A 19,183-nucleotide genomic window follows, 5' to 3' on the forward strand; every position below is an offset into this window, starting at 1 on the left:
CGAACCGGTCTCGGACCCGAATTCCCCGGTGTTACCGTCAAGTGATCCGTCTGGAGACCATCGCCCCGTGAAAGCACTGTATCTATCCGGCGCTCCGCGCCTGTCGACCAAGCCCTCCACCGAGAGTCTGGGCCCGCGCTCGCACATTCTCGGCGTGATCAACGGCTTGGAGCAGAGCGGCGTCCGGGTCGAGCGCTTCATCGTCGGCGACGCGATGCCGGAGGCGGTGCACGGGCAGGGGTCGGAGAGCCGCATGTCCGGCTCGCGCCTGTCCATCGTGGCGACCGACGTCTTCCGGCTGGTCTCCCGGGTGCGCTCGCGCTTCCAGCTGAAGCGCCGGGTCTCCGGGTCGACCGCCGACTTCGCCTACGAGCGGTACGCGCTCTTCCAGGAGCTCGGCTCCCTCGCCCGTCGCGCCACCGGGGCCGTCTGGGTCCTGGAGGTCAACGCCCTCCTCGCCGTCGAGGCGACCAGCGAGCGGCGGGCGACCACCAGCCGCGCTCTCGCCGAGTGGATGGAGGGACGCACTCTCCGCCGCGCCGATCTGATCGTCGCCGTCACGGACGCCCTCGCCGACCAGCTCACCGCCCGGTACGGCATCCCCCGGGAGCGCATCCTCGTCGTCGCCAACGGCGTCGACCACACCGTGCACCGCCCCACAGAGATCGTGGACGGGACCCGCACCCCGAGGATCGGGTTCCTCGGCACGCTCTACCCGTGGCAGAACGTCTCCTCGCTGATCGAACTGCTGGCCTCGCAGGACCTGGGCGAGGTCCACCTCGACATCGCCGGCGACGGACCGGTCCGCGCCGACCTGGAGAGGCAGGTCCACGAGCTCGGCCTCGCGGATCGCGTCACCTTCCGCGGACGGGTGCACCCCGACGACGTCCCCGCCTTCCTCGCCGGCGTCGACCTCTGCTTCGCCGGACACTCCAGCGCCAACGGCAGCTACTTCTCCCCGCTGAAGCTCTGGGAGTACCTCGCCGCGGGCAAGCCGGTGGTCGCGAGCCGACACGACGTGACGGCGGGCCTCCAGCGCGAGGGCTACCCCGTCGTCTGCTACGACTCGGCAGGAGAGGAGGACCTGCGCAGTGTCCTCACCGAGAGCGTCCGCTCGCTGCCGGAACTCTCCCGGGTCGCCGCCGACCGTCAGCGCGACGTCTGGGCCGAGCACTCGTGGGCCCGCCGCGTCGAGACCATCGTCACCTCCGTGAAGGAGACCGCATGACAGCCGCTGCGCGCACTGCGCTCCCCTTCGACCTCGGTTATGTGGACGCCCGGACCGCTCCGGAGATGATCGCCGAGATCCTCGCCGGCGAGCACCGCGGCCGCATCATCGGGAACCTGAATCTGCACGGGCTCTACATGGCGCAGACCGACGAGCACTTCCGCCGGTTCTGCGAGAAGGCCGACACCGTGCTGATCGACGGCTGGCCGATCCTGGCGCTCGCCCGAGGAACGGCGGTCGACTCGCCTCTGACTCCCCAGCACCGCATCGGCAGCACCGACTGGCTGTTCCCGCTGATCGAGAACGACGAGCCTCTGGTGGTGGTCGCCGTGGGCGGCACGCCGGAGTCCTCGGCCAAAGCGGCGGAGGCGGTCGCCGCCCGCACGTCCCGGATGACCTGGCTCGCGTACGACGGATTCGACCAGCAGTGGCACGGCATCGGCGAGGAGCGGCCGCTCGCCGAGTCGCTCGCCCGTGCCGATCTCGTCCTGGTCGGGATGGGCATGCCCCGCCAGGAGCGCTGGATCCTGGAGAACCGGGACCTCGCCCCGCGGGCGGCGTTCGCGAACGTGGGGGGCTGCCTCGACTACATCGCCGGCACGCAGGCGCTCGCCCCGCGGTGGATGGGCGCCCTGGGCGTGGAGTGGCTGTTCCGCCTGGCGCGCGACCCGCGCCGCCTCGCGGCCCGCTACCTCCTCGAGCCGCTGCAGCTGCTCCGCATCGTCCTGTCCGGTCGGTCCCGCGCGAAGCGGACGCCCGGCCCGTGCGACTCTCCGCGGCCTTCCGGCCGGGTGTCGACCGGAGTCGGTCCGCACTGATCCCCGCCGGCGGGCCGCCTCAGGCCTGAGCGGAGTACTTCTCCTCGGTGGCGGCCTTCGCGGGGCGCCACCAGTCCTCGTTGGCGCGGTACCAGTCGATGGTGGCGGCGAGTCCGGCGTCGAAGTCGGTGTAGCGGGGGCGCCAGTCGAGTTCGGTGCGCAGGCGGGTGGAGTCGATGGCGTAGCGGAGGTCGTGTCCGGCGCGGTCGGTGACGTGGTCGAAGGCGTCCTCGGGTTGTCCGAAGGCGGTGAGGATGCGGGTGACGACGTCGAGGTTGCTCTTCTCGCCGTCGGCGCCGATGAGGTAGGTCTCGCCGATCTCGCCGCGGTCGATGATGGCCCAGACGCCGGTGTTGTGGTCGTCGACGTGGATCCAGTCGCGGACGTTGGCGCCGGTGCCGTAGAGCTTGGGGCGGATGCCGTCGATGGCGTTGGTGATCTGGCGGGGGATGAACTTCTCGACGTGCTGGTAGGGGCCGTAGTTGTTGGAGCAGTTGGAGATCGTGGCGCGCACGCCGAAGGAGCGCACCCAGGCGCGCACGAGGAGGTCGCTGGCGGCTTTGGTCGAGGAGTAGGGGCTGGAGGGGTTGTAGGGGGTGTGCTCGGTGAAGCGCGCGGGGTCCTCGAGCTCGAGGTCGCCGTACACCTCGTCCGTCGAGATGTGGTGGTACCGCACGTCGTGCGCGCGCACCGCCTGCAGGAGCGCGAAGGTGCCGATGACGTTCGTCGCGAGGAAGGGCGTCGGGTCGTGCAGGGAGTTGTCGTTGTGCGACTCCGCGGCGAAGTGGACCACCAGATCCGCATCAGCGACCAGCCGGTCCACCAGCTCGGCGTCGGCGACGTCGCCCTCGACCAGCCGCACGCGGTCGGCGACGGGGGCGAGGGAGTCGCGGCTGCCCGCGTAGGTGAGCTTGTCGAGCACGGTGATCCGCGCGTCGGGACGCTCGCGCAGGGTCAGGTGGACGAAGTTGCTGCCGATGAAGCCGGCACCGCCGGTGACGAGGATCCGCACGGGTTCTCCTGGAGGTCGGGAAGGTCGGGGGAGGCCGGGCTCAGCGGCCCGCGTTCACGCCTTCGAGGCTGAGCAGGCGGTGGAGGTAGGCGCCGTATCCGCTCTTGACCAGCGGTGCGGCGAGCTCGGCGAGGCGGGCGTCGTCGATCCAGGAGTTGCGCCAGGCGATCTCCTCAATGCAGCCGATCTTGAACCCCTGCCTCTGCTCGATCACGCGCACGAACTCGGTCGCCTCGATCATCGAATCGAAGGTCCCGGTGTCGAGCCAGGCCGTTCCCCGATCGAGCACCTGGACGTTCAGCCGCCCCGCCTCGAGGTAGCGCTCGTTGATCGTCGAGATCTCGAGCTCGCCGCGGGCCGAGGGCGTGATCGTCTTCGCGATCGCCACGACGTCGTTGTCGTAGAAGTAGAGGCCGGGCACGGCGTAGTTGCTCCGCGGCTGCTCGGGCTTCTCCTCGATGGAGACGGCTCGGAAGTGCTCGTCGAACTCGACGACTCCGTAGGCGCGCGGGTCGGCGACCTGGTAGGCGAAGATGACGGCGCCCTCGATCGTGGTGTTCGCCGCGAGGGCGGTGCCCAGGGCGGTGCCGTGGAAGATGTTGTCGCCCAGAACCAGGGCGACGGACTCGTCACCGATGAACTCCTCGCCGATCAGGAACGCCTGCGCGAGCCCGTCGGGGGAGGGCTGCACGGCGTACTCGATCCGCATGCCCAGGCTCGACCCGTCGCCCAGCAGGGCGCGGAACTGGTCGTTGTACTCGGGGGTCGTGATCACGAGGACCTCGTCGATCCCGGCCATCATCAGCGTCGACAGCGGGTAGTAGATCATCGGCTTGTCGTAGATCGGCATCAGCTGCTTCGAGATGCCCTTGGTGATCGGCCACAACCGCGACCCCGAACCACCCGCGAGGACGATGCCCCTCATCGGAGCAGCCCCGGGTGAGGAGCGGCGGCGGGGGTCCGCTGCACCGCCGAGGGGAGCGTGAAGATCTGCGGGGAGAGGGTCACGGAGCCGACTCTATCGGCGGCGCCTCGGTGCCTCCGCATGCCGGTGCAGCGGGCGCGGAGCCCGTGGCGGGGACTGACGGTCCAGCGACCGCTGCCGACGCGATCCGACTCCGTGAGCGGCGCGCACGCCGCCCCCGCCTCCGTATCGCGCCTCCCTCTCGGAGCCCGCCGGGCACGGGGATAACTTCTCCGACGTCCGCGGCTCCGCCTGCCGCGACGGAGAGAGGTACCGCCCTGTGCACGAGGTCATCGACCAGCGGGACTCCGCGCTCCTCCCGTCTCCCGGTCCCTGCCGCCGATTCCCCCTGACGGGGGGAGTCCGCCCGTGCTGACCATCGGGATCGTCGCCCTCGATGCCTGGCACGCGGCTCCGCTCGAGCGCGCCTGGCGCCGCCGGGGACACCGCGTGGTCGTGGTGACCGGTGACCCGGAGGGGTTCAGCGGGGCGGAGCTCCGCCCCAGCGTGCTCGCCCGCTTCCTCGAGCCCGCCGGCCGGAGGGGCGCCGGGTCCGTCGGACTCGCCGTCGTCACGCGCCGGGCCCGCCGACTGCTCGCCCCGGAGCGGCCCGACCTCGTGGTGGCTCTCCCGGGGACGGCCGTGGAGCTCGCCGGGCTCGCTCCGACGACCGTCCTCCTGGCCGACGACCTCCCGGCGCTCCCGCGCCTCCGGTTCGAGGAGGAGCGCCGCGGTGCTGTCGTCGTCACCCCGACGGAGCGGCTCGCGTCCGCCCTCGCGGGAACGGTCGTGCCCCTGGGCCTGCCGGACGCGTCGTTCCCGACACCGTCCGCCCCCGACGGGCCCCTCCGCTTCGCCGCCGTGGGAGCCTCCGGTCTCGACCGGGGCGCCGAGCGGCTCGATCTCCTCGCCCGGCTGGACCGCACCGAGTACGTCACCGTGATCGACGACGGCGGCGGCATCGCCGACGACCTCGCGTCGGGGCTGCGCTCCGTCGGCGAGCAGGACCGCGACGGCGTCGTCGAGGTGCTCCGCTACTCCCACGTGTACGCCCACCTGACGCCGTCGACGACCGGCGCGGCCGCCGGACTCGACGCGCTGGCGAGCGGGCTGCCGGTCCTCGCGATCGAGTCGAGCGTCCTGGCCGATCTCTGCGCGGCGGGGGCGGGCGTGGTCCTCTCCGACGACGCGACGCGCGAGGAGTACGAGGACGCCCTCCACCGGCTCCGACGCGAGTGGACGGCTCTCTCCCGGGGGGCCGCCGAGCTCGCGCGGGAGCGCCCGTGGTCCGTCGCGGCCGAGGAGATCCTCGCCCTCGCGGAGGGACGCGTCCGTGTCGCCTGAACCGGTCCCGGCTGTCGGCGCCTCCGCCGACGTGATGCTGCCGAACGCCGTCGCCCTGCGCCTGGCCGCCGTGTTGGTGCAGTACACCCTGCGGACGCACGGCGTCCGCAGCCTCGTGGTGAAGGGCGAGGGTCTGCACCGCCAGGGGATCCGCGCGCCGATGACGTCGGCCGACGTCGACCTCTGGGTCGACCCCGAGCGCTTCGACGAGGCTCTCGGGCTGCTCGCCTCGATGGGCTGGCGCCGCCGCGCCGAGGCTCTCAGCTGGACGCTCTTCGTCGACCACTCGATCACGCTCGTCCACCCCTCGTGGCCGTGCGACGTCGATGTCCACCGCTCCTTCCCGGGTGCCTTCGAGGAGGAGCGGATCGTCTTCGACCGCCTCTGGGCGGCCGCCGAGGATCTGCCGCTGAGCGACGAGACCCTGCGGATCCCCGGGCACGCGCACCATCTCGTGCTGCACGCCCTGCACCAGCTGCGCAGCGCGCGCTCCGCCTCGGCGACCACGGTGCTGGCGATTCTGGAGGCGCACGGCGCCGGCCTTCCGAGCGAGGAGCGCGAAGCGATCCGCGACGCGGCCGTCGAGCTCGGCGCGCAGACGCCGATGACGGAGCTCCTCACCTCCTGGGGAGTCCCAGCCGCGCCAGAGGAGCGCTACCGGCAGGCCCAGACTCTCTGGGACGTGCGCCGCAGCTCCGACCGGCACACCTTCAACTGGCTGCACGCCGTGGCGTCCGCTCCCTGGCGCCTGAAGGGAGGCCTGCTGCTGAGAGCCGCCTTCCCCACCCGCGCGGATCTCGAGGCGAGCCATCCCGAAGCGACGACGGTCCGACGTCGGCTCCGGCTTCGGGGGGAGCGGACCCTGCGGGCGCTCCGCGGCCTCCCCTCCGCCCTCACCGGTTTCGCCCGGTTGGCGCTGAGCGGCCGCAGCGAGGCGCAGGGCCCGGCGTCCTCGTTCGAGGCGATCGCGGCGACCACGGCGCCGGTGAGCGACCTCCCGGCCTCGTCCGATCCCGCGGCGAGCGCCGTGCATCCGGTGGAGGCCTCCGCCGAGGCGCAGGGTGGCAGCGCGCCGCCGGCCCAGCGCTTCGCCGTCGAGCGCACGGACCGTCAGGTCTACGTGCTCGACCTGTCCCGCCCGTCGGTGCCCCCGATCGTGCTCTCGCTGAGCGCCGCCTCGGTCTTCGAGGCCGTGATCCGGCAGCGCCGGCCCCGGGACGAGGTCGTCGACCTCCTCGCCGATCACTACGATGTCGACCGCGGGACGATGGGCCGCGACGTCGACGCCGTCCTGGCCGAACTCGACGTCCGCTTCCCGGGTGCGGTTCCCGACGGGGCGCTCTCATGAGGGCCGCCCGTTCCCGATCCCTGCGGATCCTGCACGTCCTCGACTCCTTCGAGGACGGCGGAGCGCAGCGTGTGGCACTCTCCCTGGGCGCGTGGAGCCGCGAGCACGGCTGCGAGACCGCCTACTGGGGGCGTCCCGGGCCGCTCAGCGACCGCGCCGCGCAGGAGTCGCCCGTCTTCGTGGTGCCGAGACCCGGACAGGGCTTCGCGGCCGATCTGCGCGAGCTCGCACTCGCCGTCCGCCGGTTCCGCCCGCACGTCCTGCACGCCCACCAGCGCCGCGAGGCTCTGCTGGCCCTCCTCGTCGGCGCCGCGCTCGGTGTCCCCGTGGTCGAGCACGCGCACACCGAGCTGCCCGGGATCGACCGTCGAGCGCTCTCCTTCCGCTCCCGGCGGGTGTTCGCCGTCTCCGCCTCTGTGGGGCGGATGGTCGTCGAGGGCTACGGCCGCCCGCAGGATCGCGTCGTGGTCACCGGCAACGCCCCGGCGAACGTCACCGCGGAGCCCGCGCTCGCGCCGGAACTCGCCGAGCCGGTCGTCCGCGTCCTCGGCATCGGGCGGCTCGCGGAGCAGAAGGACCCGGTCCGCTTCCTCGCGGCCGTCGAGGCCCTCGCCCGGGTCCGGCCCGTCACCAGCACCTGGCTCGGCGATGGTCCGATGCTGCCGGTGCTGCGCGAGCGCGCCCGGGGAGCCGGGGTGGTCGACTTCGCCGGTCCGTCGGCGGACGTGACCGGAGCGCTGGACGCGGCGCACCTCCTCCTGTCGACCTCGCGGTGGGAGGGGACTCCGCTCGTGATGCTGGAGGCGATGGCCCGCCGTCGCCCGGTCGTGGCGACCGACGTCGGCGGTGTGGGTGAGCTGCTCGCCGACGGTCGGGGCCTCCTGCTCCCCGCCGACGCCGACGGGGAGCGGATCGCCGAGCTCCTCGCCGCCGCTCTGGAGCGACCCGAGGGGCTCCTGATGCAGGCCGACCGCGCGAAGGCGTGGGTGGACGAGGCCGCCTCGCCCGACGCCGTCTTCGGACCCGTCGTCGCCGCCTACCGCGAGCTCGGGGGCCGACGGTGAGCGGGGGCGTGCACTCGGTGACCGTCGTGGCTCCCTGCTACAACGCGATCGCCCGGCTCGACGGCTTCCTCGCGCGGCTCGCACTCACTCTCGGACCGGGGACGCGGGTCGTCCTCGTCGACGACGCGTCCTCGGACGGCACGGCGGAGGTGCTCGAGAAGTGGGCCGAGGGACGCGAGGACGCCCGGGTCCTGCTCCTCGAGCAGAACGGCGGCGTCGCTGCCGCCCGGAACCGCGCCCTCGACGGCATCGACTCCGAGTTCGTCTGGTTCGTGGACGTCGACGACGAGTGGGACACGGAGATCCTCCGGACCCTCACCGCCGAGGCCGAGCGGACGGCGGCCGACGTCGTCGTCTGCCGGGCGCTCTACCGCACCCGGCAGTCGACCTCCGGACGTGTGATCGACGGCCTCGACCGGCGCGAACTGGTCTCGTCCGAACTCGCTCTCGAGCGGATGGCGTCCGGGCGCCTGCACGGCTTCCTCTGGAACAAGCTCTTCCGCCGCGCCGTCCTGCAGGAGGAGCTCTTCCCGCGCTTGAGCTCCCAGTCCGACTTCGTCGGCGTGCTGCGGGCGGTCCAGGCGTCGGAACGGGTGCTCTTCGTGCCGGAGGTCCTCTACTCCTACGTCCACACGGCGTCCTCGATCACCCGTCGGCGCGACCCGGACCTCCGGAACCTCCTGGTCTGCGCCGAGGAGATGCGCGCAGCGCTCGCCCGCACGTTCGAGGAGGTGCCGCGCCCGCTGTCGGACTGGTTCACGACCTGGTTCTACGCCGTCCCCGTCGCGCTCACCCCGATCCGCCAGAACTCCGACCCGGCGCTCGTCGAGACCGGCGTCCGGCTCGGGTCCGAGGCGCTGCGCGACGTCCGCGTGCTCCGCTCCGCGCGGTCGCCGCGGCTGCTCGTCCTGGGGCTGGTGCTCAAGCACGTCCCCGCCGCCTTCACGGCGCTCAGCCGGATCCTCTACACCGTGCACGACACCCGCCGCCGGCTCTCCGATCGGAGGAGCACCCGGTGGACGACGTGACCGTCCCCGTGAAGGCCGCCGCGGCCCACCCCTTCCGCACACCCGCTCCATTCCCTCCCTCCCGCACCGACCCCCGAGGAGCATCGGCATGACCTCCTACATCACCGGCCGCATCGAGCGGATGCCGGCCAGCATCACCACGCTCGACGAGGCGGCGGAGGCCGTGCTCGAGCTGTCCCGGAGCGGCCGCGACGAGCTGGTCGTCACGCCGAACACCGATCACTTCGTGCGCTGGAAGCACTCGGGCGAGTTCCGGCGGTACTACGGCCGGGCGTCCCTCGTGGTGCTCGACGGGGCTCCTCTGGTCTGGCTGGCCCGCTCGTACGGCCACCGCACGGCGAGCCGAGTGACGGGCATCGACCTCTTCACCGAGGTCTGCCGCCGCTCAGCGCTCGAGGGTGCGCCGGTCGCTCTCATCGGCGGACGCCCCGGAGTCGGCGATCGCGCAGCCGCCGAGCTGCAGCAGCGCTTCGCCGGGCTGCAGGTGCCGGTCGTCGTCGCGCCGGAGCCGGCCGAGCTCGCGGACGACGCCTACCTCGCCCGCCTCTCCTCGACCCTGCGCGCGGCCGACGTCCGCATCGTCGCGCTCTGCCTCGGCTCCCCGAAGCAGGAGGAGGTCCGCGAGCGCCTGCTCGCCGTCGGCGGCACGGGAGCGGTGTGCCTCGGCGTCGGCGCCGCCGTGGACTTCCTCGCCGGCGAGATCCCGCGGGCGCCGCTCGTGGTGCAGCGCCTCGGCCTCGAGTGGGCGCACCGGCTCAGCCGGGAGCCCGGCAGGCTTTGGCGGCGCTATCTGGGCGACGCCGTGCGGGTGCTGCCGAGCGTGGTCGCGGCCCTCCGCTACCGGGTGCGCCGTGCCGTCCGCTGAGCACGCGGGAGTCGCCGCCGCCGCCGAGAGGCCGCTGGTCCTGGTCTGGAAGCGCGCGTGGCTGCAGGACTCCGAGACGTTCGTCCGCAATCAGATGCACGGACTCGAGCGCTGGCGCGCCCTCGGAGTGGGCCTCGAGCGCACCGGCTCGGGCGTCCTCCACGACCGCACGGACATCGTCCTGCACGATCCGATCACCCCTCGCGGGCGGCGGTCCCTCCTCCTGCGGTGGTTCGGAGTGTCACGACGGCTCGACGCGATCGTCGATGAGCACCGGCCCGCCCTCATCCACGCGCACTTCCTCATCGACGCCGTCTCCATCGCGCGGTACGCACGGAGGAGGCGCCTCCCGCTCGTCGTGACGGGGCACGGCTACGACGTGACCAGCTGGCCGCTCGCGACCGGAGCTCCGCGCCTGCTCCGACCCCTCGCCCGCGCTCACCGCGCCCTCGAGGCCCGCGCCGTCTTCCGCACCGCGCACGCGGTGATCGGGGTCTCCCGCTTCATCACCGACGGGCTCCTGCGCCTGGGGGCGGACCCGCGGCGCACCGGAGTGGGCTACATCGGCGTCCCGACCTCCCGCCCCGAGGCCGCACCGGCTGCGGAGCGCGCGGGAATCGTCTTCGTCGGACGCCTCACCGACAAGAAGGGCGTCCCGGATCTGCTCGAGGCGGTCGCCGCCCTCCCCGGACCGATCCGCGACGTCCCCCTGACCGTCGTCGGCGACGGCCACCTGCGGGAGGCGCTCGTCGAGCAGGCGGCGCGGCTGGGCCTGCAGGTGACCTTCACCGGCTCCCTGCCCCCCGCCGAGGTCGCTCGCCTCCTCGCCGGCGCCGCGGTCTTCTGCGCACCGTCTCGGACCGCGGCGACAGGCGACTCCGAGGGCTTCGGCATGGTCTTCCTCGAGGCCGCGCTCGCAGGCGTCCCTGTCGTCTCGTACCGCCACGGCGGCGTCCCGGAGGCGGTCCAGGACGGCGTCACCGGGCTGCTCGTCCCGGAGGGGGACGTGCCCGGCCTGACCGGGGCGCTCGCCGCCCTGCTCCGGGACCCGGACCGCGCGGAGCGGATGGGCGCGGAGGGGCGGGAGCGCGTGCTCGCCTCGTTCGACCTCGCCGAGCGGATCCGCGACCTCGAGGACCTCTACGACCGGGCGGCCGGCCGATCGATGCCGACGACGACGGACGGAGATCGCGGATGAGCCGCGCCGAGCACCGCGCCGACGATCCGCGACCGGGCCTGCGTCCGGCCTCCGCCGGGCGGGAAAGGTGAGCCTGCGCCGGAGCACCGTCGACGCGACCGCCTGGACGGCGGTCTCGTTCGCCGTCGCGCTCGTCGTGCAGCTCGGGCAGTTCGCGCTCCTGGCGAGACTGCTGGACCCCTCCGAGATGGGGATCATCGCGATCGTCGCCCTGCTCAACGCGTTCGTCGACATCTTCCTCGGCATGGGGGTCGCCCAGGCGATCATCCAGCGCCGACGGGCGACCAGCTTCGAGCTCTCGTCGGTCTTCTGGCTCAACCTCTCCGTCGGGCTCCTGGTCACCGTCGCCGTCCTCCTGGGTGCCGCACCGATCGCCTCCCTGCTCGGGTCCGCCGCCGCGGCGCCGGTCCTCACCGTCGCCTCGCTCGTGTTCGTGGGCAGCGCAGCCGGGCAGGTGCCGAGAGCGGTGCTCGAGAAGGGGATCCGGTTCCGAGCGGTCGCCGTGTCCGAGACGATCGCTCTCATCGGCGGCTTCGCCGTGACGGTCTGCCTCGCGGTCTCGGGCGCAGGGGCGCTCTCCTACGCGTGGGGGCTCGTCGCGACCGCGGCTCTGCGCTCCGTGCTCGCCCTCGTGCAGGCCCGCCGCTGGTTCCGACTGCGGTTCCGGTTCCGGATCCGCGAGACCGCCCGCTTCCTCTCCTTCGGCGTCTTCCAGACCCTCGACGGCATCGTCAACTACCTGGGCTCGAACGCCGGCTCGCTCGCGATCGGCCGCCTGCTCGGACCGGCCCAGCTGGGCGGGTACACCCTGGGATACAACCTCGCCGTGAACCTTCCCGCGAGGGTCAACCCGATCGTGACGCGGGTGATGTTCCCGGTGTTCTCCTCGATCCAGCACGACCGCGAGCGCGTCGCGCGGAACCACCTCCGCGTCACCGCGGTGCTCAGCATGGCGAGCATCCCGCCGCTGATGCTGGTGGCGCTGCGCTCCGAGGAGATCGTGCGGCTGTTCTACGGACCCGGCTGGGGCTGGATCGCGGGCATGACGAGCGCACTGACGGTGGTGGGCGCGGTGCGGGCGATCGGCAATCCGGTCGGCTTCATCCTGATGGCGATGGACCGGGTGCGGTTCGGGCTGGTCGTGAACATCGTGAAGACCGCGATCACGGTCCCGATGATCGTCGGCGGGGGAGTGCTGTTCGGACTCGACGGCTTGATCGGCGGGCTGCTGCTCTCGAGCGCTCTCGGCTTCGCCGTCACCTGCGCCGTGCTGCGGGTGGTGCTCGGAGTGCGCCTCGGCGCGTTCCTGCGCGCGTGCGCCGCGGGGCCGCTGCTCGCCGCGCCGATGGCGATCGTGCTGCTCCTGCTCCGCATCCTCCCCGAGGGCGCGCCCCTGCGGCTGCTCCCGGTGGAGCTGGCGCTCGCGGGCCTCGTGCTGGGAGCGACCGCCCTCCTGGCGCCGGGGCGCGACATCGCCGAGGCGCGATCGCTCGTCCTGTCACGACTGCCCGCCCGGTTCCGGCCCGGCGCCGCCGCCCCGGTCGAGGTCGCCGTGGTGCTGGCCGCCGAGGAGCGCTTCGACGGCAGCGGGGGAGCCGTGGCGACCTGGGTCCGCGAGACGGTGTCCCGGTCCTCGCTCCGGATCGCTGTGCACGCGCCGTGGTCGTCGGCGTCACCGGATGTGGACGTCCGGCCGCACCGCCTGTACCGGCGGATCTACGCGGTCCAGCGGCGCGCGGCACTCCTCCTGGCGCGTCGGCGCGACAGCGACCCGGGCGCCGAGCTGCGTCGGCTGTCCTTCGGTGGCCGCTTCTGGCTGCTGGTGCTCGCTCCGTCGCTGCGCCGTGTCCCGACGGTCTGGATCCACAACCGCCCCCGCTACGCCGTGCGCCTGCGCCGCCTGGGCTACCGGGGGCGGATCGTCGCACACCTGCACAACGACCTGCTCGATCACCTGCCGCCCGATCCCGCCGCGGCCCGGCGCTACCTCGACGCGGTCGACGAGTGGATCTTCTGCAGCGAGTTCCTGCGCGCCCGAGCGGTCGACCGGTACGGCCTGATCACCACAGCCGTCCTGTACAACGGGGTCGTCCCCCCGCCCGAGGTCCCGCCGGCGCCGATCGGCGGGACTGCGGAGGCGGTCTTCGCCGGGCGACTGGTGGCCGAGAAGGGAGCCCGCGAGGCCGTCGAGATCGTGAGGCGGATGCGGACCGAGCACGGCGCCGATCTGCGACTGGTCATCGCCGGCGCATCGGGCCTCGGGGACGATGCGACGCCCACCCCGTACGTCCGAGCGCTCGACGAGGCTGTCGCCGCCCTGCCCGGCGTCGTGCGCCGGCTCCCGTTCCTCCGGCACGAGGACCTGCTGGAGCTGTTCGGCTCCTCGGCGCTCCTGCTCTACCCCTGCCGCTGGGACGAGCCGTTCGGGATGGTGGTGGTGGAGGCGCTCTCGCGGGGGATCCCCGTCGTGACCGTCGAGCGCGGAGGCCTCCCCGAGATCCTGCGCACCTCCGACGGAGTGGTCGACGGATCCGTCCTCGTCCCGCCGGGCACGGAGGAGGAGGTCGCGGACGCCGTCCTCGCGGAGCTCCCCGCCCTCATCGCCTCGCTGCGCGATCCCCGGCGGCGCGCGGAGGTCGCTGCGGCGTCGCGGCGCCGAGCGGCGGACTTCGGCTGGCCGGGCATCGCCCGCCGCGCGGACGAGCTGCTGGCACACCCCCGTGGCTGACGCGCGGGACCGCCGCGCGCACGCGGATCGACGTTCCGCGCCAAGCCCGTCGAGGCTCGTGCCGCGCGATTAGTGTCGGCGCGACATGCCACCTGCATCCCCTCTCCCGCTCGCGTCCGCCGACGCCACCGCCTCTCCCGTGCTGCTCGATCCGCCTCCCGCTCCGGACCGGCGACCGCGGACGACCCTTCTGCCGCGAGAAGTCGGCCCGTCGTCCCGGAATCGGCGCGCCGCTCCTCCGCTCCGCCAGACGGAGGCCGCCACCGGCACCTCCGCGGAACGGCTCTGACATGGGCCGCCACGCCGACGACGCCCTCCTCCGCCGCCCGACCGCCTCTCATCCCTCCGTCATCGCCGCGACCCGCGTCACCGACGCTCCGAAGACCCGCGGGCTGCCGTCGCGCGCGCCGGCGGATCCCGCTCAGCGGCGGCACGAGCGGATCGTCCTCGTCTTCCTCGCAGTGCTCCTGGCGCTGAGCGTCGTGCAGCTCTACACCCTGGGCCCCGTCACCGCTCCGGTCGCCTGGAGCCTGCTCTTCCTCCCGTACTCCGTCGCCCGGCTGCGCGGCGGGCGGATCGACCGGTTCGTGGTCGTGGTCCTCCTCGTGATCGCCGGCACCCTCTTCGCGCTCACCTACTCCGGAGCACGCGCGGCCGCGCTGCGCGACGTGGTCTCCGTCGTCTCCTTCCTCACTCCGTACCTGGCCGTCCGCGGGCTCGGCGACGGCGCCTGGCGTGTCGTCGGCCGCGCCCTCGGCTGGGCGGCGCCCGTGTTCCTCCTCCAGGTGACGCTCACGATCCTCTTCCAGCTCGATCCCGTGCAGGAGACCGCCTACCTCCGGTGGCCGGACGCGGTGCTGTTCTCCGACATCTACGTGCGGGACATCTTCACGACGTCCTTCAACAACGTCCTGCAGGAGAAGTCGGGAGGGTTCTTCCTCAACGGCAACATCGCCTCGATGTACATGGCCACGGCCGGCGCGCTGGCCTTCGCCGTCTGGAGACGGCAGCGGGGGAGGCTCCTCCTGCTCGTCGCCGTCGCCGGGCTGGTCGGCGCCCTCTTCACGCTGTCCAAGACCGCGATCGTCCTCGCGATCGTCCTGCCCCTGGTGGTCGCCGCGATCCGCGGACTCAAGGGACGCAGCCTCGGTCCCGTCGCCTGGATGATCACCATCCCCTCCGGGATCACGGCCGTGTACGCCGTCGCCGTGTCCTTTCCGCAGCTGGCGGAGGCGGGCCTGCTCACGCTCGGGGCCCGCGGCGACTTCCTGCGCCTGGCTGCGAGTGCGTTCCCCGACAACTGGCTGCTGGGGCTGGGGTACGGCGGATGGCAGGAGCTGTGGCTGGCGCGCGGGTCGCAGTTCACCCAGCACAGCGAGCCGCGCCCGCCTCACAACCTCCTCGTCACCGCGTGGACCAACGGCGGGCTCCTGATCGCGCTCCCCGTCCTCGCGTTCCTCCTCCTCGCCACCGTCGCCGTCGTGCGCCTGCTCCTCCGGGTCGCCCGGAACGAGGCCGTCGCCGTCGGTGCGCTCGCCGTCGCCGTCCTCTGGACGTTCCTGCACGGGATGGCCGACAACACCACCTGGTTCGGCGATCAGCACTCGCTCGCGACGCTCGCGGTCTCCGTGGCGCTCGTGGGCGTCCTGTCGGCGGAGGCGCCCGCCGCGCCAGGCCGAGTGCCTCATGGAAGCGCTCCGGCGGCCTCAGCCGGCACGGGTCGGGCGCCGCTGCGACGGCCGCGGAGCCCCGGCCTCGGGCGGCGCTGACGCGACCGCCGCGCCGCAGCCGGTCCGGACACGGACCGCGCCGGTATCATCGACCCGTTATGGCACGCATCTACGACTGCTCCGTCGACACGGACCTCCTGACCGGCACCCGTCTCGCGCGGACGGCCATCGGCCGCGGCGAGCTCGTGGTGATCCCCACCGACACCGTCTACGGCGTCGCGGCCAACGCGTTCGACGCCGCCGCGGTCCAGCGCCTGCTCGACGCGAAGGGACGGACGAGGCAGTCGCCGCCGCCCGTCCTGATCGGGGACGTGGCCGCCCTCGACGCCCTCGCCGAGAACGTGCCAGAGGCGGTGCGCGACCTCGCGCGCGAGTTCTGGCCCGGCGGGCTCACCATCGTCCTGCACGCCCAGCCCTCGCTGGTCTGGGACCTGGGCGAGACGCGCGGGACCGTGGCGCTGCGCATGCCGGACAACCCGGTGACGATCGAGCTCCTCGCCGAGACCGGTCCGCTGGCGGTCTCCTCCGCCAACCGCACCGGGCAGCCCTCGGCCACTACCGCACAGGAGGCGTTCGACCAGCTCGGCGACTCCGTCGACGTCTATCTCGACGCCGGCGCCGCCGGATCGCGCTACAGCGACCGCCCCGCGGGCGCCAGCGAGTCCTCGACGATCGTCGATGCGACAGCGCTGAGCTTCGAGGGCGGCACCCTGCGCATCCTGCGCCAGGGCGTCGTGTCAGCCGAGCGGATCCGCGAGGTCGTCGGCGACCTGCTGCCGGATCCGGACGCGCCCCGCGCCGAGACGTCGGAGCCAGACGCCTCCACGGTCGGCGCGGCGCAGGCCGGGGACCAGCAGGAGCCCGCCGAGACCGCGACCGGCAGCGACCCGTACGCCTTCGAGCGGACCCCGACAGCGCGCCCCGACTGGGCCTCCGGCGCCCGCCTGCAGGACGACTCCGCGCCCGGCGACTCCGCTCCCGTCGATTCCGCCGATGCGCCGGACACGGGCTCGTCGAGCACGAACGCGCCGACGCCCGACACCGGCACAGGCGCCGCCCGCACCGACTCCGCTCCGGGTGAGTAACCGGTGATCACCTTCGCCCTCGTCTCGCTCGCGGTCGCGCTCGTGACCGGAGCGCTGTCGTGGGTCATCTGGAAGCTGAGCCTGAAGTACCGGCTCTACCCGAAGATCCGCGTCAGGGACATGCACACGCGGCCGACCCCCCGCCTGGGCGGCATCGCGATGTTCCTCGGGATCCTCGTCGGCTTCGGCATCGCCTCTCAGCTGCCCTACTTCCGGCTGGTGTTCGCCAATCCCGAGCCGATCCTCGCGATCCTCGGCGCGAGCCTGCTCATCGTCCTCATCGGCGTGGCCGACGACATCTGGGACCTGGACTGGACCACGAAGCTGGCCGGTCAGCTGATCGCCGCCGGCCTGATCGCCTGGAAGGGCGTGCAGATCGTCTCCCTGCCGATCGGCGGCCTGACCGTCGGCTCGCCGTGGATGTCGCTGATCATCACCGTGCTCGCGATCGTCCTGGTCACCAACGCTCTCAACTTCATCGACGGCCTCGACGGCCTCGTGGCGGGCGTCGCCCTGATCGCCAACGGCGTCTTCTTCCTCTACAGCTACCTGCTGGTGCAGCAGACCTCGCCCACCGACTACTTCAACCTGGCCTCGCTCATCGCGGTCCTGCTGGTCGGCGCCTGCGCCGGATTCCTCCCGATCAACTGGCGTCCGGCGCGGATGTTCATGGGCGACAGCGGCGCACTGCTGATCGGGATGCTGATGGCCACCTCCGCGATCGCGGTCACCGGCCAGATCGACCCGGCCCAGCTCGCGGCGAAGGAGCTCCTGCCCGCGTTCATCCCGATCATCCTGCCGTTCGCGATCCTCGTGGTGCCGCTGATGGACTTCGGCCTCGCCGTGATCCGGCGCCTGCGCGCGGGCAAATCGCCGTTCAGCGCCGACCGGAAGCACCTGCACCACCGCCTGCTCGACATGGGGCACTCCCACCTGCACGCCGTGCTGATCTTCTACGCGTGGACCGCCGTCGTCGCCGTCAGCTGCCTGCTGATGTTCGTGGTCGACGTGCTGTGGGTCCCGCTCGTCTTCCTCGGAGTCGGTCTGCTGGTCTGCACCGTCGTCACGCTCGCCCCGCTCAGCCGCCGCAAGCGGCTCGAGGCGGCGGCGCAGTCCGCGGAGGCCTCACCCGTCCTCGACCCCCTCGACCGCGCGTCCTCGACGGAGCTGCTCCGTCCGCCGGCCGGACTCCCGATCGACCGGGACACGACAGCGCCGACCACGGCGCGGAAGGAAGCATCATGACCGGAGCCTCCCCGGCCACCCCCCGTCCGCAGCCCGCGTCCGTACCCGTCCTGCGCCGCGCGCTGGTCGTGGGCGGCCTCTTCGTGCTCGCCCTGGCCGTTCTCGGCACCGTCGTCGGTGGGATCGCCGCCGGGGGAGAGGGCGCGATCGGAGCCCTCCTCGGCGCGATCGTCGGCGGCGTGATGGTGCTCCTCACCGCCGCGAGCATCCTCGTCGCCAACCGCCTCGACATCGGCGGGTTCTTCGCCGTCGTCCTCGGCACGTGGCTCGCCAAGTTCGTGCTGTTCGTGATCGCCGCCCTGGTCCTGCGCGATCAGGCGTGGCTGAACAGCACCGCGATGTTCGTCACGATCATCGTCGCCGTCCTGGGGTCCCTGGTGATCGACGTCCTCGTCGTCTCGCGCTCGCGCATGCCGAACGTCAGCGACATCGCTCGATGAGGACGAGCCGAACGGTTCCTGAGAGGACCACGATTCGGCTCTCAGGCCGTTCTGTTGCTACAGTAGGGACGAATCCCGCAGGCGAACGTGTCCTCAGATCGTCTCATCGTTGATGGCGGTCGTCGAGCACGATCGCCGTCCGAGCGGAAAACCCCACCTTTCGTCGTCGCGAGAGCGTTGTGTCCGAATGATTCGATTCGGTCGGCTGCAACGTGCCACGCCCCGAATTCCAGGAGCTAGCGCTGTTTGCTAACGCTGTGACCCTGTTGGTCTCGTCCTCGACCGGTGAGAGTGACTTCCACACCCCGTCGATCTCCGAGTTCTTCCCGCCCGGTTTCCTCTTCGAGGGAACCCCTTTCGAGATCAACCGCGTCATGCTGGTCCGCTTCATCGCGGTCATCGCACTGATGCTGTTCTTCTGGCTCGGGACGCGCAAGCTGCGCCTCGTCCCCGGCCGCTTCCAGAACGTCGTCGAGCTCGCGTTCGACTTCGTCCGCGTCACCATCGCCAAGGACATCCTCGGCGAGAAGGACGCGCGCCGGTTCCTCCCGATCCTCGTGACGATCTTCTTCGCGATCATCTCGATGAACCTGACCGGCATCGTCCCGTTCCTGAACATCGCGGGGACCTCCGTGGTGGGCATGCCGCTCTTCCTCGGCCTGGTCGCCTACGTGACGTTCATCTACGCGGGCATCAAGGACCGGGGGATGGGCTTCTTCAAGAACGCCCTGTTCCCGCCCGGAGCGCCGTTCCTGATCTACTTCATCCTCACGCCGATCGAGCTGCTGCAGACGTTCATCATCCGTCCGCTCTCGCTCGCGCTGCGGCTCGTGATGAACATGATCGTCGGCCACCTCCTGCTGGTGCTGTGCTTCTCGGCCACGCAGTTCTTCCTCTTCAGCTCCCAGATCGACCCGGGCTTCAAGCTCTTCGGCGTCGTGACCTTCGCCTTCGGCGGTGCGTTCACGCTCTTCGAGCTCCTCGTCGCCGTGCTGCAGGCCTACATCTTCACCCTCCTCGCTGCGGTCTACATCCAGTTGGCCGTCGCCGAGGAGCACTGACCCCACTACTCACGGGCTCCCGCCC

Annotated in this window: 16 protein-coding genes; 14 read left to right on the plus strand and 2 right to left on the minus strand. The window is 72.3% G+C overall.

Annotated features, from left to right (window positions below):
- Positions 1–67: 67 nt before the first annotated feature.
- Together C5C27_RS01170 and C5C27_RS01175 are read left to right on the plus strand one after the other, a co-directional pair.
- The gene (locus C5C27_RS01170) at positions 68–1,228 is read left to right on the plus strand and encodes a glycosyltransferase (protein WP_181133409.1); all 1,161 of its coding nucleotides are present in this window, start codon (positions 68–70) and stop codon (positions 1,226–1,228) included.
- Entirely contained in the window at positions 1,225–2,046 is an 822-nt protein-coding gene (locus C5C27_RS01175; protein WP_104313256.1) for a WecB/TagA/CpsF family glycosyltransferase, read from the plus strand. The genes C5C27_RS01170 and C5C27_RS01175 overlap by 4 nt, the downstream gene beginning before the upstream one ends.
- A gap of 19 nt (positions 2,047–2,065) precedes the next feature.
- On the opposite strand, the gene rfbB is transcribed toward C5C27_RS01175, so the two are convergent.
- Together rfbB and rfbA are read right to left on the minus strand one after the other, a co-directional pair.
- On the minus strand, positions 2,066–3,058 hold the full coding sequence (gene rfbB / locus C5C27_RS01180) for a dTDP-glucose 4,6-dehydratase (protein WP_104223009.1): 993 nt from the start codon (positions 3,056–3,058) through the stop codon (positions 2,066–2,068).
- A 40-nt stretch (positions 3,059–3,098) separates the two neighbouring features.
- Positions 3,099–3,983 carry a glucose-1-phosphate thymidylyltransferase RfbA gene (gene rfbA, locus C5C27_RS01185; RefSeq protein ID WP_104223010.1) on the minus strand — a complete coding sequence of 295 codons (885 nt, stop codon included), beginning with the start codon at positions 3,981–3,983 and terminating at the stop codon, positions 3,099–3,101.
- Positions 3,984–4,391: 408 nt separating this feature from the next.
- Here rfbA and C5C27_RS01190 point away from each other — a divergent pair, with 408 nt between their 5' ends.
- The 12 genes from C5C27_RS01190 (at position 4,392) to atpB (ending at position 19,158) form a co-directional block, all read left to right on the plus strand.
- Positions 4,392–5,366, plus strand: coding sequence for a hypothetical protein (locus tag C5C27_RS01190; RefSeq protein ID WP_104313258.1), 975 nt, complete (start codon positions 4,392–4,394; stop codon positions 5,364–5,366).
- Positions 5,356–6,714, plus strand: a complete 1,359-nt coding sequence (locus C5C27_RS01195; protein ID WP_104313260.1) for a PqqD family peptide modification chaperone — start codon at positions 5,356–5,358, stop codon at positions 6,712–6,714. The genes C5C27_RS01190 and C5C27_RS01195 overlap by 11 nt, the downstream gene beginning before the upstream one ends.
- Positions 6,711–7,778 carry a glycosyltransferase family 4 protein gene (locus tag C5C27_RS01200; protein WP_104313262.1) on the plus strand — a complete coding sequence of 356 codons (1,068 nt, stop codon included), beginning with the start codon at positions 6,711–6,713 and terminating at the stop codon, positions 7,776–7,778. The genes C5C27_RS01195 and C5C27_RS01200 overlap by 4 nt, the downstream gene beginning before the upstream one ends.
- Complete coding sequence (locus C5C27_RS01205; RefSeq protein ID WP_219813123.1) at positions 7,775–8,806, plus strand: glycosyltransferase family 2 protein; 1,032 nt, start codon at positions 7,775–7,777, stop codon at positions 8,804–8,806. The genes C5C27_RS01200 and C5C27_RS01205 overlap by 4 nt, the downstream gene beginning before the upstream one ends.
- A gap of 88 nt (positions 8,807–8,894) precedes the next feature.
- Positions 8,895–9,671, plus strand: a complete 777-nt coding sequence (locus C5C27_RS01210; RefSeq protein ID WP_104313266.1) for a WecB/TagA/CpsF family glycosyltransferase — start codon at positions 8,895–8,897, stop codon at positions 9,669–9,671.
- The gene (locus tag C5C27_RS01215; protein WP_104313268.1) at positions 9,658–10,869 is read left to right on the plus strand and encodes a glycosyltransferase; all 1,212 of its coding nucleotides are present in this window, start codon (positions 9,658–9,660) and stop codon (positions 10,867–10,869) included. Before C5C27_RS01210 ends, C5C27_RS01215 begins: the two co-directional genes overlap by 14 nt.
- Before the next feature lie 67 nt (positions 10,870–10,936).
- Positions 10,937–13,597 carry an MOP flippase family protein gene (locus C5C27_RS01220; RefSeq protein WP_104313270.1) on the plus strand — a complete coding sequence of 887 codons (2,661 nt, stop codon included), beginning with the start codon at positions 10,937–10,939 and terminating at the stop codon, positions 13,595–13,597.
- Between the two features lie 290 nt (positions 13,598–13,887).
- Positions 13,888–15,366: an O-antigen ligase gene (locus tag C5C27_RS01225; protein ID WP_104313272.1), complete on the plus strand. Its 1,479-nt coding sequence runs from the start codon at positions 13,888–13,890 to the stop codon at positions 15,364–15,366.
- 59 nt (positions 15,367–15,425) lie between these two features.
- On the plus strand, positions 15,426–16,412 hold the full coding sequence (locus C5C27_RS01230) for an L-threonylcarbamoyladenylate synthase (RefSeq protein WP_104237587.1): 987 nt from the start codon (positions 15,426–15,428) through the stop codon (positions 16,410–16,412).
- 3 nt (positions 16,413–16,415) lie between these two features.
- Positions 16,416–17,657, plus strand: a complete 1,242-nt coding sequence (locus C5C27_RS01235) for an MraY family glycosyltransferase (protein ID WP_181065442.1) — start codon at positions 16,416–16,418, stop codon at positions 17,655–17,657.
- Entirely contained in the window at positions 17,654–18,097 is a 444-nt protein-coding gene (locus C5C27_RS01240; RefSeq protein ID WP_104313274.1) for a hypothetical protein, read from the plus strand. The genes C5C27_RS01235 and C5C27_RS01240 overlap by 4 nt, the downstream gene beginning before the upstream one ends.
- A gap of 257 nt (positions 18,098–18,354) precedes the next feature.
- Positions 18,355–19,158, plus strand: a complete 804-nt coding sequence (atpB, locus tag C5C27_RS01245) for a F0F1 ATP synthase subunit A (RefSeq protein ID WP_068254016.1) — start codon at positions 18,355–18,357, stop codon at positions 19,156–19,158.
- Positions 19,159–19,183: the final 25 nt, after the last annotated feature.

The sequence above is a fragment of the Rathayibacter sp. AY2B7 genome, assembly GCF_002931635.1.
Taxonomy (GTDB): Bacteria; Actinomycetota; Actinomycetes; order Actinomycetales; family Microbacteriaceae; genus Rathayibacter.

Coding starts and splice junctions, on each gene's coding strand:
- C5C27_RS01225 (WP_104313272.1), top strand. CDS start 13,888: ATGGGCCGCCACGCCGACGACGCCCTCCTCCGCCGCCCGACCGCCTCT.
- C5C27_RS01230 (WP_104237587.1), top strand. CDS start 15,426: ATGGCACGCATCTACGACTGCTCCGTCGACACGGACCTCCTGACCGGC.
- C5C27_RS01240 (WP_104313274.1), top strand. CDS start 17,654: ATGACCGGAGCCTCCCCGGCCACCCCCCGTCCGCAGCCCGCGTCCGTA.
- C5C27_RS01210 (WP_104313266.1), top strand. CDS start 8,895: ATGACCTCCTACATCACCGGCCGCATCGAGCGGATGCCGGCCAGCATC.
- C5C27_RS01175 (WP_104313256.1), top strand. CDS start 1,225: ATGACAGCCGCTGCGCGCACTGCGCTCCCCTTCGACCTCGGTTATGTG.
- C5C27_RS01200 (WP_104313262.1), top strand. CDS start 6,711: ATGAGGGCCGCCCGTTCCCGATCCCTGCGGATCCTGCACGTCCTCGAC.
- rfbA (WP_104223010.1), bottom strand. CDS start 3,983: ATGAGGGGCATCGTCCTCGCGGGTGGTTCGGGGTCGCGGTTGTGGCCG.